This window comes from Rhodococcus sp. IEGM 1351 (assembly GCF_030056875.1).
Taxonomy (GTDB): Bacteria; Actinomycetota; Actinomycetes; order Mycobacteriales; family Mycobacteriaceae; genus Rhodococcus_F; species Rhodococcus_F opacus.
On sequence record NZ_JASHKU010000024.1, the window covers coordinates 49,891 to 63,693 of the forward strand.

Genomic DNA, 13,803 nt, shown 5'->3' on the forward strand with positions numbered 1-13,803 from the left:
GCCAGTGGCGTGCATATCGAACGTCACGACGGATTCGATCGCATCGTCTACGACTTCGGCGGCACGTACGCACCTCGCTGGCGCGCCGAATACGTCGCCGAGGCAACGCAACGCGGCCAAGAGACCGCGACACGAATCCACGGTCGATCGATCCTGCAGATCTACTTCTTCGACACGGACTCCGCGGCCGAGAGTGGGATCGCCGCGTACAACGGACCGAACCCGTTGTCGGACCCCGCGGCGTACAGCGTCGTCGAGGTGCACCTCACGCCGAACTACGAGAGAGGCACCCAGTCGTTCGTCGGCCTCCGTACCGACTACCCGCAGTTCCAGGTCACGACTCTCACAGAACCGACGAGAATCGCTGTCGACATCCACGACTAGCGCCACATTCGGGCATTCGTCGCCCCGGCAGAGATTGCATTCCCCGGGCGACACGAGCCGACTTTCGTGACAGATCGTCAAACTCGTTGACATACTTGAAGTGATGACTATCCGGATAATGCTCGACGGCTTTCACAAGGATGCGATCTCGATGCGAGATAACAGGCCCGCAACCTCCGCACTGCAGCTCTACCGCGCCTTTCAGCACCAGCACCCCCGAACTCCGGTCCCGGCCGATTACGTCACCGAATGCGGTTTCCGACTGGGACGTTGGCAGGACCGCCAGCGGATTGCCCGCATGCTCGGCACTCTGCCGCCCCAGCGCATCGAGCAACTCGACGCGATCGGATTTCTGTGGAGCGATGACGACGTCCCACTTCCGGCCGTGTCACGTACCGACGCCAAGCGGCGACGGATGCTCACCGCCATCGCCGCCTACCGCGAAGAGCACGGCAACGCACTTGTTCCCGCGAACTATGTCACCGCTGAGGGTGAACAGGTGGGCCAGTGGCTCTACCGGGCGGTGAAGAAGTGGAGGGCCGACGCCTTGCCGGACAAAGAGCGTCGCACACTCTCCGTGCTCGGCGTCTCCCCTGGTCCACGACCACGAGGCCCCCGAACATCAGCGCACCTTGTCGGACAGGCGACGTAAGGCATACGACCCGCACCCTGAATACTGTTGCTGTACATATGTTCGAGCATCAGGTCATTCCCCGGACAGGTCGGCCGACAGATCCCGAACTGAGACACCGGCAGGAATCTCGACCTCGGCGACCAACTCGGGCCGGTCGTCGAATTCGAGACGAAGAGCGCGGCACATGGTCGCGTGCATGTCGTAAAGGCTGGTGATGTAGGTCAGTTCCAGAATCTCAGGATCCGTCAGGTGGGTCCTCTCGTCGGTGACCTCGGCGCGGGGCCCTTCACGTAGGCGGGGCGCTGCGGCCTTTCGGACGGCGGGAAGGGTCAGGATGCGGTGCGTACGCGCTGGTCGGCGATTCGAGATCGACGGCGCCGACGAGGCCCGCAACTTCCTCCGCTCCCACGGAATCGGTGAGGACGCGCAGACACGGTGTGGACGAGCATCGCACTCCACACCACTCCCGAGATTCCACTGCATAGGGCCCCGGAGATCGCGCTGCTTACCCGCGGCGTCGAACTCGACGTACTCGGAATCGGCTACGACGCCATCACCGACGCGGAACGCGCCGCCGTCGTTGCATCCCACCCGCGGCCGGACTTCAAGGACGAGATCCTCGCTGCCTTCACGGACGGACTCCACGACCGCCCGGACACCACATTCGGCAACGTGAAAGCCGATGTCCTGGCACACTTCGTTCCCGGCTTCGTCCGGGGTGACTTCGTCGATGCGATCCTGAAATCCGCGTGGTCCGAATGATGTCCGTGCCGGTTCTTCAGTTGACACCGCCCGGCAGATGACGTTGCAGCAATGCCGCTGCCGAAACCCAGTCGAGGTTCACTATCTCGGCCGCCCGTTCGTCACCGACACACCCTCGAACCTTGGCTTCGAAATCTGCGACGGATGCAGGTCGGCGCGGATGCCCCACAGGCAGGTCGACCACGGCCTCGAGTTGTGATCCGTCACGGAGTTCGACGACTACCGTGCAGTCTCCATCGAGCACCCCCTCCCCCACGGGCTCGGCAACCAGGGTGACCCTGTCGAGAATGCTCCGAACTTCCGGCCGCTGCACAGCAGCGTCGGTGAAGCTCCCGATATCAGGGAATCCGTCCAGCAGGGCTGCTGCTATACCGTAATTCAGCGAGAACTTGCCTTCCAGACCCGAATTCGGAAAGTTGTGGATCAACGGCAAGACTGCGCTGCGCGGAGTACGCAGCCGAATACGGGCGATGTCGTCGATCGATAACGAACCGAGCGACCGGACCGCCGCGATAGGACGCTGGAGCGCGTAACAGCACGGGTGAAGCTTCAGCCCGAGACCATCCGGGATGATGGGACCTTCGAACTGCGGGGATCTCTGGCCTCCGACGAGCCGGAACCATTCACCGACAGCACGAGGGTCGGCAGTCGCGCCTGCTGCCGCGAGCGTGGCCGCACGCACACCAGCCTGGGCAGCGAATCCGACCTGCATCGACTTGCCTGCGGTGCCGAAGGCTTGGCGGACGCCACCTGCGGCGGGGACAGCGTGCGCCATCGCAGTAGCGATACCGTCGGAATCGAGCCCGAGCGACAGCCCCGCCGCAACAGCAGCCGCGATGGCACCGACCGTCGCGGTGGTGTGCCATCCCTGCGTGTAGTGCTCCCAGCCGAGCGCTGTACCCAGGCGTGCCATCACACCCGCTGCCGCCAGGTACTCCCGCGCACCGCCGCCCGCTGCCAGCGTGGCAGGAACGCACACCGCACTGATGTGCGTCGTGGACGGTATGTGCAGATCGTCGAAATCGAGCACGTGCCCGACCGCTGCCCAACGCAGCGCAGCCGGCAGACCATCCGTCCACGCAGCCACCGGATCGTCCAGTGCAGCAAGGGTCACTGCAACGGTATCGACCAGCGCACGTCGAGCGAGGTCGAGATCCGCGGCCCCTGGCTCGATACCGACGGCCCACCTTGCGAGATCGTGCACGCTGACATCGGTTGATTCGTGCGGCGCAATCGTCATAGCCCACTCCTTCCCCACCGGCGCGCCCGTTGCGCCCAGCTAGGTATTCGATGGCACACCATACCGTTCAACGGCACACCGTACAAGAAGTTGCTTTCGAGGTAAGTCGCCGCACTTTCACTACCTCCGATTTGGCCTACCCCGGCTGTACACCACCGCACTCCACCCCCCCGGTAGGTGAACCTGATGAGCCAACCTTGACAGAGTGTGATCCGACGCACGATACTCATTTTCCGACACACTGTGCCGCTAGATAGCACACCCGTCGTCGGCTCCACTATCTGCGCTCTTGTGACGAGTTCGCATCCATCGCAGAGTGCCCCCGTGCGATGTTCGAAGCCACGGATCCGGAGCAGTGCCTCGAACCCGCCCACGATGGGAACCTCATCGAGCCACAGGCAGCCGAGTGCCTTCCAGAATCACGAGCATCGCCTTCACAGAAAGACAATTCTCAATGAAGATAGAAACATCCGATCAAACGGCTGTCTTGAATCCGAGACGACAGCTGATCGCGGGCACCATCGGACACTCGGTCGAGTTCTTCGATTTCCTCGCATACTCGTACCTCGCGGTCTACTTCGCATCGTCCTTCTTCCCCTCTTCGGAATCCTCGGGACTGGTACCGCTCTTGAGCGCATTCGGCGTTTTTGCCGTCGGATTCCTCGCACGTCCGCTTGCAGGCCTTTTCATCGGACTGTTCGCTGATCGGTACGGCCGCCGGCGAGCCCTGAGCCTCACCATCAGCCTCATGGCCGGCGGCAGCCTGCTTGTCGCCGTCTGCCCCACGTACAGCCAGATCGGTGTCGCCGCGCCCGTAATCCTCACTGTTGCCCGCATCCTGCAGGGATTGTCCGCCGGAGGCGAATACACGACTGCAGGTGCCTTCATCGTCGAATCCGCACCCGCCGGCCGACGTGGTTTCTACTCGAGCTTCATGTTCGTCGCCTCGGGCATAGGGAAGTTGACATGTCTCGCCTTCATCACCGTGTTCGTCGCACTCATCGGCGAAGATGCGATGCGGGACTACGGTTGGCGAATCCCCTTCGCTGTCGGCGCCCTGGCTGCGATCGTGGCCTGGTACATTCGCCGCGGGACCCAGGAAACGCTCGAGACCACCGTCTCCGACGAGGGCGCGGCACCGGTTAGCCGCAACCCGCTCAATGCTCTGCAGCGTTACCCCAGACAGTCCCTGATCGTGTTTGCAATCGCAACCGGAATGGGTGTTGGACAATACTTTTGGGCGACCTACCTGACTACGTACTTCCAGATCCAGAACGGCGCCTCTGCCACCACCGCAATGACGGTCGGCATCATCACGCTGATCCTCTACACACTCGCACAGCCGGTGGCCGGGCTGATCTCCGACAGATATGGACGTAAACCGTGCATGTACGCATTCGGTGTCGGCACCGTCATCGTAACGCCTTTTCTGCTCTCGATAACAAGTTCGAACTTTTCGGTTCTGATATGCATTCAGCTCATCGGGCTACTGTTGTTGAGCCTCTGCACATCGATCACGTCAGCTGTGATGGTCGAAAACTTCCCACCGCACGTACGAGTGAGCGGCCTAGGCTTTCCCTACTCGCTCTCGGTGGCGATCTTCGGTGGAACGGTCCCGCTTGTAGCCACTAGCTTGGCCAATGCCGGTTACTCCCAGTATTTTCCGTGGTACATCGTGGCCACCGCGATTTTTACGCTCATGGGGGCCATAGCGGTGCCGGAAACGTTCCGCAGCGATATTTCGGGCGAAGAATCCTGACTGGCATTTCTCCCCTGTTCGCGGGATTCGCTCCTTCTCGGGCCGCCCCTGGCGGCCCGAGAAGGACCCGTCAACTTCTGCCTATGGTGTTTCGGTAGGTGTAGTGCTCGGGTAAGTAGTAATTGACCGCCAGCTCAACTGCCCGACTGTCCGAATCGAGATACACGCGATCGGCGCGCAACAGTGGATGTCCGGCGGGGCAGTCGAGGTGATCGGCGGTCTCCTCCGACGCCGGCGCCACGGTGATCGACTGCACGAGTTCGACAACGGGAGACGACAGGTGGGGTTCCAGAAGACCGATGATCGTGTGCGCTCCGATCGCGCCCGGCTCCGTCCCCGCGCCGCCACAGAGGTGCTGCGCGTGAGGATCCGGCAGATGGACGGTCGTCATCGCGAACACGATCCCCGCGTAGCGGCGTACATACGCGATCGTGGAGACGAAGTCGTCGTCGAGGCGTAAACGGCTCGCGGCTTCGATATCGGCCCTACGTCGCAGAGGCGCGACAATTTCCGTGGTGGTACCAGCGGGGAGATTGGTCAGTTCTTCGATCGCTCCGAGCCGCCGAAGACGCCTACTCCCCAGTTCGGAGACGAACGTGCCCCTCCCCGGAACGCGATACACCAGGCCGTCCGCCACGAGATCGTAGAATGCTCGCCGCACCGTCTGCCGACTCAATCCATACTGTTCGGCAAGTTCGAGTTCTGTGGGAAGCTGGCGACCACCGTGGAAGTGGCCTGCGGCGATCTGCTCGCGCAGCGCGTGGGACAACCGCCGATGTGCCGGCGCTTGTTCGTTGTCACGGCCACCCATGAGCCCACACCGATCCGTTCCTGTCGCCCTTCGGCATCATCCATCGCCGCGAGGTTGCTGTCTTCGCAGGCCGATCCATCTGAATCGGACGCGAACCATGGTAGATGATATCGGCACGGTATTCCATATATCGGCACACTACGTCCGAGTCATTGCGCACCCGGCAACCCTGCTCGCAGCGCGAGCCCTGGCCGACATCGGAGAACGTGGACCAGGTCCGACGTTGATCGGAATGCAGTTTTACCTGCACTGACAGCGTTGTCGCTGCCAGTCGCCGGAGGGAGGGTTGACCAATCCGGCTTCGGTGGGGCATCCTGGTCCATATCGGAACACTGTGCCGCATAGAGGCACGGATGAAGGGTTGAAGCCTCATGACTGCTGTAGTTGACGACGTCGGGTCGTCAGGAGCCGGGTATCTCACCGACGAGCGCCTGGCGATCCAGGCGATGGCGCGGGAGTTCGCCGCCAAGGAAGTACTGCCCGTGGCGAACGAACTCGATCCGGTCAAGGGCGAAATTCCGATGGAACTGCGCCAGAAGATGGCCGAGCTAGGCTTTTTCGGTGTTCTGATTCCCGAGGAATACGGCGGGCTGGGCCTCGGGGTCTTCGAGTACGCCCTGATCGTCGAGGAACTTGCCCGCGCGTGGATGAGCGTGTCGAGCCTGATCGCTCGCGGACAACAATTCACCGCGGGTTTCACCGAGGAACAGCGCCGCGAGTACCTGCCGCGGATGGCTACGGGCGATTTCCTCAGCGCCTTTGCCTTGTCGGAGCCCGATGCAGGGTCCGATGTGGCAGCGTTGTCGACTCGGGCCCGCAGAGAAGCCGACGGATGGCGGATCAGCGGCCAGAAGATGTGGTGCACGTTCGCCGATGGAGCCGACTACCTTCAGGTATTCGCCCGCACGTCACCCATTGACCGCGACCACCGATCGCGCGGTATCAGCTGTTTCATCATGCCGAAGCCGCGGGGTGAGCTTCCCCCGGGAGTGACGGGCACGCCCGTACGCAAGATCGGATATCACGGATGGAAGACGTGGGAGCTGTCCTTCGACAACGCCTACGCCGCTGGTGACTCGATGGTCGGCCACGAAGGCGAGGGTTTCAAGGTCGCCATGGGCGATCTCGAGACCGCCCGGATTCATACCGCCGCCCGCGCCATCGGCGTGGCACGCGGAGCGCTCGAGGACTCCGTTGCCTATGCGCGGCAACGCGTCCAGTTCGGCCGACCGATCGGCGAGAACCAGGCGATCCGATTCAAGATCGCGCACATGGCCACCGAGGTGGAGGCGGCCCGATCGCTGATGTACCGGGTGTGCACCGAAGTCGACGCCGGCCGGCGCAACGCCGTGGAAGCGTCGATGGTCAAGTACCTTGCCACCGAGATGGCCGAACGAGTGACCAGTGAGGCCCTGCAGATTCACGGCGGTGCCGGATACACCACCGATTTCGCCGTCGAACGGTACTGGCGGGATGCCAAGCTCACCAAAATCTTCGAGGGCACGTCGGAAATCCAGCTGAAGATCATCTCGGATTCGATCCTCGGAAGGCAGACACGATGAGATCGCCGGCCGCCGGGCCACTGAACGATGTCGTGGTGATCGATCTGACGACCATGCTCGCGGGGCCGTTCGCCACCATGGTCCTCGGAGATCTGGGCGCCGACGTGATCAAGGTCGAACCCCCTCATGGTGACTTCATCCGAGAGCAGGGACCGTTCGCACCGGATGACGAACTTCGCGCATTCGGTGGGTATTTCCAGAGCGTCAATCGCAACAAGCGGAGTGTCGTTCTCGACCTCACCACCGAGGAGGGACGCGCCTCGCTGCTCGAACTGGTCGCGCACGCCGATGTCGTCGTCGAGAACTTCCGCCACGGGGTCATGGACCGGCTCGGGCTGTCCTACGAGCGACTCCAGGAGAAGAATCCCCACCTGGTATATGCGGCGATCCGCGGATTCGGTGACGAACGCACCGGCAGCAGCCCGATGCGGGACTGGCCGGCGTACGACATCACCGTCCAGGCCCTCAGCGGCTTGATGGAAATCACCGGCGAGCCCGACCGCCCCCCGATCAAGACCGGCCCCGGTCTCGGTGACACCGTGCCTGCGCTCTTCGCGGTGATCGGCCTGCTGTCGGCCGTGCACCGCGCTCGCCGCGACGGAGTCGGCGGCTTCGTCGACGTGTCGATGTACGACGCCATGCTGGCCATGTGCGAACGCACCGTCTACCAGCACTCCTACAACGGCGACGTGCCGACCCGGCAGGGAAACAGCCATCCCCTGCTCTGCCCCTTCGATGTCGTGCCCGCGGCAGACGGGTGGGTCAGTATCGCCGCGCCGGGCAACAATCATTGGCAGCAACTCTGCGCGGCAATCGGGCGCCCCGAGTTGTCGACGGACGAACGCACAAGGGACAACGTCAGCCGACTGGCCAATCGTGACTTCACCATGTCTGCGGTGACCGCGTGGACAACCACCCGGACCAAGGACCAGATCGTGGAAACACTCGGTGGCAAGGTCCCGGTGGCACCGGTCAATACCGTAGAGGACATCTATGCGGATCCTCACGTGCGTGCCCGCAACATGTTGGTCGAGGTCGATCACCCCGGCGTGTCCCACCCGCTGACGATCGCCAACTCTCCGATCAAGTTCGCGGATGCGCCCCCGACCCAAATCCGGCGAGCACCGCTACTCGGTGAACATACCGACGAAGTGCTGGCCCAGTTCGACAACGCCACAACTGCCTTCCAACTCGAAGAAACAAGATAGGGAGATCATGTCCAGAACACAACGACCGCGGCGTTCCTGCCTCGCGGTTCCCGGTTCGAACCCGAAGATGATCGAGAAGGCGAAGGGTCTCGATTCCGACCAGGTCTTCCTGGACCTCGAGGACGCGTGTGCTCCACTCGCGAAACCTGGTGCGCGCAAGACCATCGTCTCGGCACTCAACGAAGGTGGGTGGGGATCGAAGATTCGCGTGGTGCGGGTCAACGATCTCACCACCCACTGGACCTATCGTGACGTGGTCGAGGTCGTCGAAGGTGCCGGTCAGAATCTCGACTGCATCATGCTTCCGAAGGTGCAGTCGGCTGCCCAGATCGACTGGCTCGACTTCACTCTGACCCAGATCGAGAAGACCATGGGTTTCGAGGTAGGCCGAATCGGAATCGAGGCGCAGATCGAGGACGCCGCCGGATTGATCAACGTCGACGAGATCGCAGCCGCGTCGCCGCGCATCGAAACGATCATCTTCGGCCCCGGTGACTTCATGGCGAGCATCAACATGAAGTCGCTCGTGATCGGTGAGCAGCCACCGGGCTATGGGGTCGGCGACGCATTCCACTATCCGCTGATGCGGATACTGATGGCCGCCCGAGCCAACGGGCTGCAGGCAATCGACGGACCCTATGTTCAGGTCCGTAACGTCGACGGCTTCCGCCGGGTTGCCGGACAGGCCGCCGCACTCGGCTACGACGGGAAATGGGTGCTGCATCCGGCCCAGATCGACGCCGCCAACGACACCTTCAGTCCCGCCCAGGCCGACTACGACCACTCCGAGAACATCCTCGCCGCGTACGAGTGGTTCACCTCCGACCAGGGCGGCCGCAAGGGCGCCGTGATGCTCGGCGACGAAATGATCGACGAGGCGTCCCGCAAGATGGCGTTGGTCATCGCGGGCCAGGGCCGCGCGGCCGGCATGGAACGACTCGACGTATGGAAGCCGGAGATCGAGACCGTAGAAAGCGGTGTGTGAACATGACGACCACGGAGAAAGAGCAGAACATGCAGTTCGGTCGCTACTTCGAGGACTTCGAAGTCGGAGCAATCTACAGGCATTGGCCAGGCAAGACCGTCACCGAATACGACGATCACCTGTTCTGCCTGCTGACGATGAACCACCACCCGTTGCACATCAACTCCCACTTCGCCGAGGAAACAACAGAATTCGGGCGCAACGTGGTCGTGGGCAACTACGTCTACTCGCTCCTGCTCGGTATGTCCGTACAGGATGTGTCCGGCAAGGCGATCGCCAACCTCGAAATCGAATCGTTGCGGCACGTCAAGCCGACGTTCCACGGTGACACGATCTATGGCGAAACCGAGGTCCTGGAAGTCACGCCCTCGAAGTCCAAGGACGACCGGGGCGTCGTGTACGTCGAGACCCGCGGCTACAAGCAGGACGGGCAGATCGTCTGCATCTTCCGACGCAAAGTTCTCGTACCCAAGCGAAGCTACGGCGACGCGCGCGGCGGCGAACAACCCGCTCGACCGCTGCCGCACGCGTAGTCGACTCCGGTTGGGAGCGTTCCCGTCTGCAACGCCCACAGCCGTTCTCACCGAAGCCGGATGGGTCTGCAGGTCGGCTGCGTGATCCGCGGATCGAGGATTTCGTCCCGCCGATCTTCGATCCGGGCCGGGTGTCCCCCGCTGGAGGGAGGACACCCGGCCCTTGACAGAGATCGCGGGAACGATCCAAGCTATCAACAGAAACACTGTGCCGTATATCGGCACACAGCCGGTGCGGCCGGACACCCGGGTGCACCACTCGGAATAGGAAGCACAATGCGAGAGCGTTACGAAACGTTCGTCGGCGGACAGGACGAGCGCAGTAAGAGTGGGAAGTACTTTTCCACTCGTGATCCCGCCACAGGCGACGTCATCGCCGAAGTCGCGCTCGGCGGAGCGGAGGATATCGAGGCAGCAGTTGCCGTAGCGCAGAGCGCCTTCCGCTCGTGGCGTGACACCCCGGCCGCCACTCGCGGTCGCATTCTCCTCGAGGTCGCCCGCACACTGCGTGAACACGCAGACGAACTGGCCCGAATCGAAACACTCGATACCGGTCAGACTTTGTCGCAGTCGAACGTGGACATCGAGACTGCCGCACGATACTTCGAGTACTACGGCGGGGCGGCAGACAAGGTACACGGCGAGACGATTCCGCTGGGACCCGACTACCTCTCGTACACCCGCAACGAACCGTTCGGCGTGATCGGCGTCGTCACACCCTGGAATGCGCCGATCAACCAGGCCGCGCGGGCCATCGCACCCGCATTGGCGATGGGCAACGTGGTAGTCCTCAAACCCGCCGAGGACACTCCACTGTCGGCGCTGGAGATGAGCCGTCTCGCCGTCGAAGCGGGACTGCCCGCGGGGGTTCTCAACGTCGTCCCCGGATTCGGTGCTGATGCGGGAGCTGCGCTGACCGGCCACGACAAGGTCCGCAAGATCGTCTTCACCGGCTCGGTGGACACCGGCCGGGCGATCATGCGGGCAGCCGCCCAACGACTGATTCCGCTGACTCTCGAGTTGGGCGGGAAGTCCCCCAATATCGTCTTCGACGACGCCGATCTCGACGCGGCCGCGGCAGGCGCCTGGACCGCGTTCACCACCAAGGCGGGGCAGGTGTGTTCGGCCGGCAGTCGGTTGCTGGTGCATTCTTCGGTGCACGACGAGTTGGTCGATCGGCTCGTCCAGCACGCGAAGACCACGATCATCGCGCCGGGCATCGAGGACCCGGACATCGGATCCCTGGCCACGCGAGGGCAGTTCGACAAGGTCCGCTCGTATCTCGAACTCGGACCCAGCGAGGGTGCACGTGTCGCGACCGGTGGACACGTCGCCGACACCGGGCGGCTGGCCCGCGGGTTGTTCATCGAGCCGACCATCTTCGTCGACGTCGACAACACGATGCGCGTGGCGCGCGAGGAGATCTTCGGCCCGGTGCTGACGGTGCTCCGATTCGATTCCGATGAGGAGGCGGTCGAGATCGCCAACGACAGCGACTACGGACTCGTCGCGGGGGTCTGGACCCGAGACCACGGCCGGGCTCATCGCGTGGCCGGCGCCATCGAGGCGGGGCAGGTCTTCATCAACCAGTATTTCGCCGGTGGTGTAGAAACCCCGTTCGGTGGCTACAAGTTGAGCGGATTCGGCCGGGAGAAGGGCTTCGAGGCGCTCAAGCACTACTGCCAGATCAAGACAATTACCGCACGGTTATGAGGCCCGCAGATCACGTCTCTCCATAACTGAATACGCCGAGGAGACAATCAACGGGATTCGCAGCACCCATGAGCGGTGCACTAGCTGGGGCCGTCGACGGGAGTGCGCAATGACCAAACCCGAGACGGTCCGAGTCGTCCACAATGCCGACCGGCATCGATTCGAACTCCGAGTTCGACGAGAGCTGGTCGGCATTGTGGGGTACTTCGATCTGCGAGACCTCACTGAACCGCTCAGGATCCAGGGCAGTATCGGGCCCCGGTCCGAGGACGTCGTAGTGTCCTTCCCGCACGCAACAGTCTTCGAAGAACTCGAAAACCGCTCATTCGCTGCCCTATTCGTGCGACAGGCGCTCGACCTCGCCCGCGACTGCCGATGCAAGGTGCGACCGGTCTGCCCGTGTGTTCGGAGGTTCCTTGACGATCGCCCGGAATAGGGCGATCTATTGGTCGCCTGGACGCGTAGGCGGGCGCTTCACACACCGCGACAACGCCCCGGTACAGAGCACGGCTCAACACGGGGCGTTCTCCATCGCTAAAGCATTGTGGAAGGCATTTGCCAAAAGTAATAGCGATTCGCTGGCTCGTAGAAGCAACGGACCGCGACCCGGGAACCCGTAACCCCTGTCCATCCTCCCGATCACGACTGACTTACCTCGAAGCCCAGTGACTACGAACACGATCGCAGTGAACACCGTCCGATCGCCGACCGGTGCGTTGCCACCTCCCTGCGGCAGTGCGACGAACCGGGAATTGACGGTTCGGCGATCTCCCACAACGCATCCAACATCAACCGCAGTGACAGCTCACCCACCACGCGTCACATCATGCATCACAAGTCACTTCATCCACACGAGACATACTCTTGGACAGGGCCGCGCACCCTCTACGCCGGCCAGGCCTTCGAAATCATCGGCGCTGGGCATGTTCGGCTGAACTTCGCCACCAATGAGGACATTCTCACGAGGTCGAAACCGTGACCAACTGTCGTGGAGCTGGCTGTCAGCTCGGCGACTTGTCGGACAACTCGTTGAGTGGTTGTCGATCGTAAACCGGGTGACGCCGAAACGATCCCCGAGCATGTCGACCGCATCACGAATCATGAAGAATCCTCACCGCTGCAGCAAGTCCGTCGCCGGCTCGTCCACGCTGTGCGCAATAGGAGCGCACTCGGGAACCTCGCCACGGCCGAGCCGTCCGGAATCGTGGGGCACACACCCCGCGAGCCGACCGTGATTTCCGCAGGTATGGCGCGATCGGGTGTTGTCCTGGGTTGCCCACTCCGATCCACTCCGCATTGCCGCCCGCTTGTCGCCACCAAATCGGATGGACGGATGCCAGCATCTTCCGAACGACGAACCTACCCGCAGGCGAACCACACTTCGCCCGGCTGTTGAAGGGTCGTGCCGAGATGGGCAGTCAGCGGTGTTGCCAGACAGGGGGACGTTTGGCGAGAAAGGCGGTAATCCCCTCCTGCGCATCGTAAGTGGTGGCATTTACTGCCATCGTCTCTTGCATCTGTCGGTACGCTTCGTCCTCGGACAGTTCAATTTGTCGGTAGAAGGCTTCTTTCCCGGTAGCCAGGGTCAGTGCGCTCGCCCCCGCGACCGTTTCCGCCAACGATCGCGTTACGTCGGTCAGGGTGTGGGGTTCGGTGACAAGGTTGATCAGTCCCCAGATCTCTGCCGTGACCGCATCGATCATCTCACCGGTAAGGAGCATCCTTAGGACCCGCTTTCTGCCAATCGCACGGGAGAGGGCGACCATCGGTGTCGAACAGAACAAGCCGATCTTGACCCCCGGAGTGCCGAATCGAGCCGTCGAGGACGCCACCGCCAGGTCACAGGCAGCGACGAGTTGACAACCCGCGGCGAGTGCCACACCCTGCACCGAGGCGATGACCGGTTGAGGAACGCGATGTATCGCCTGCATCATCTCGATGCAAGCAGCGAAGACCGCGCGTCCGTCATCGAGAGAGCACCCAACGAGTTCATTGAGGTCATGGCCGGCGGAAAATGCCGCCCCGCCCGCCTGGAGCACGATCACTCGGATCGAGTTATCGCCTCCCAACGCACCGAGAGCGTCCCGAATCCCTCGCATCATATTCACCGACAGTGGATTACGTCGATCAGGATCCGTCAGAGTGATCCATCCAATGGGTCCGTCGGCGCTGATGCCGATTGACGCCGAGCCAATTCTCGAGTCGGTCATCG

The 13,803-nt window shown here is 62.6% G+C and carries 13 protein-coding genes and 2 pseudogenes; 10 read left to right on the plus strand and 5 right to left on the minus strand.

All coding sequences use genetic code 11. From position 1 onward, the window contains the following. The first annotated feature begins 9 nt into the window (after positions 1-9). Positions 10-384: an AMIN-like domain-containing (lipo)protein gene (locus QM806_RS32095; protein ID WP_005571763.1), complete on the plus strand. Its 375-nt coding sequence runs from the start codon at positions 10-12 to the stop codon at positions 382-384. A 151-nt stretch (positions 385-535) separates the two neighbouring features. Further along, positions 536-1,036 carry a helicase associated domain-containing protein gene (locus QM806_RS32100; protein WP_065493090.1) on the plus strand — a complete coding sequence of 167 codons (501 nt, stop codon included), beginning with the start codon at positions 536-538 and terminating at the stop codon, positions 1,034-1,036. Positions 1,037-1,090: 54 nt separating this feature from the next. Here QM806_RS32100 and QM806_RS41880 read toward each other — a convergent pair whose 3' ends face one another. Beyond that, positions 1,091-1,411 carry a carboxymuconolactone decarboxylase family protein gene (locus tag QM806_RS41880; protein WP_414478880.1) on the minus strand — a complete coding sequence of 107 codons (321 nt, stop codon included), beginning with the start codon at positions 1,409-1,411 and terminating at the stop codon, positions 1,091-1,093. Between QM806_RS41880 and QM806_RS32110 the strand changes: the two are divergent. Beyond that, positions 1,365-1,780 (plus strand): annotated as a pseudogene (locus QM806_RS32110) (HD domain-containing protein); the annotation flags it as partial. The gene QM806_RS41880 and the pseudogene QM806_RS32110 sit on opposite strands and share 47 nt — an antisense overlap. 16 nt (positions 1,781-1,796) lie before the next feature. On the opposite strand, the gene QM806_RS32115 reads toward QM806_RS32110, so the two are convergent. After that, a complete protein-coding gene (locus QM806_RS32115) occupies positions 1,797-3,020 on the minus strand; it encodes an MmgE/PrpD family protein (protein WP_054245829.1) in 1,224 nt (407 codons plus the stop codon). Positions 3,021-3,474: 454 nt separating this feature from the next. Here QM806_RS32115 and QM806_RS32120 point away from each other — a divergent pair, with 454 nt between their 5' ends. Further along, positions 3,475-4,779, plus strand: coding sequence for an MFS transporter (locus QM806_RS32120; protein WP_283294025.1), 1,305 nt, complete (start codon positions 3,475-3,477; stop codon positions 4,777-4,779). A gap of 70 nt (positions 4,780-4,849) precedes the next feature. Here the strand turns inward: QM806_RS32120 and QM806_RS32125 are convergent, their stop codons facing one another. Next, on the minus strand, positions 4,850-5,590 hold the full coding sequence (locus tag QM806_RS32125; RefSeq protein WP_182624871.1) for a GntR family transcriptional regulator: 741 nt from the start codon (positions 5,588-5,590) through the stop codon (positions 4,850-4,852). Between the two features lie 371 nt (positions 5,591-5,961). Here QM806_RS32125 and QM806_RS32130 point away from each other — a divergent pair, with 371 nt between their 5' ends. From QM806_RS32130 to QM806_RS32155, 6 genes are all read left to right on the plus strand, one after another. Continuing rightward, positions 5,962-7,152, plus strand: coding sequence for an acyl-CoA dehydrogenase family protein (locus QM806_RS32130; RefSeq protein WP_283294028.1), 1,191 nt, complete (start codon positions 5,962-5,964; stop codon positions 7,150-7,152). Next, positions 7,149-8,360, plus strand: a complete 1,212-nt coding sequence (locus QM806_RS32135) for a CaiB/BaiF CoA transferase family protein (RefSeq protein WP_005253156.1) — start codon at positions 7,149-7,151, stop codon at positions 8,358-8,360. The genes QM806_RS32130 and QM806_RS32135 overlap by 4 nt, the downstream gene beginning before the upstream one ends. A gap of 7 nt (positions 8,361-8,367) precedes the next feature. Then, positions 8,368-9,345, plus strand: a complete 978-nt coding sequence (locus QM806_RS32140; RefSeq protein ID WP_005253155.1) for an HpcH/HpaI aldolase/citrate lyase family protein — start codon at positions 8,368-8,370, stop codon at positions 9,343-9,345. A 2-nt stretch (positions 9,346-9,347) separates the two neighbouring features. Next, positions 9,348-9,878 carry a MaoC family dehydratase gene (locus QM806_RS32145; protein WP_196775153.1) on the plus strand — a complete coding sequence of 177 codons (531 nt, stop codon included), beginning with the start codon at positions 9,348-9,350 and terminating at the stop codon, positions 9,876-9,878. Between the two features lie 276 nt (positions 9,879-10,154). Beyond that, positions 10,155-11,591 carry an aldehyde dehydrogenase family protein gene (locus QM806_RS32150; protein WP_283294030.1) on the plus strand — a complete coding sequence of 479 codons (1,437 nt, stop codon included), beginning with the start codon at positions 10,155-10,157 and terminating at the stop codon, positions 11,589-11,591. Between the two features lie 109 nt (positions 11,592-11,700). After that, on the plus strand, positions 11,701-12,027 hold the full coding sequence (locus QM806_RS32155; protein ID WP_065491291.1) for a GNAT family N-acetyltransferase: 327 nt from the start codon (positions 11,701-11,703) through the stop codon (positions 12,025-12,027). Positions 12,028-12,255: 228 nt separating this feature from the next. Here the strand turns inward: QM806_RS32155 and QM806_RS32160 are convergent. Continuing rightward, positions 12,256-12,380: pseudogene (locus tag QM806_RS32160) on the minus strand (IS5/IS1182 family transposase); the annotation flags it as partial. A 629-nt stretch (positions 12,381-13,009) separates the two neighbouring features. Next, positions 13,010-13,801 (minus strand): enoyl-CoA hydratase, encoded by a 792-nt coding sequence (locus QM806_RS32165; protein ID WP_037202759.1) that lies wholly within the window; start codon positions 13,799-13,801, stop codon positions 13,010-13,012. Between the last annotated feature and the right edge of the window lie 2 nt (positions 13,802-13,803).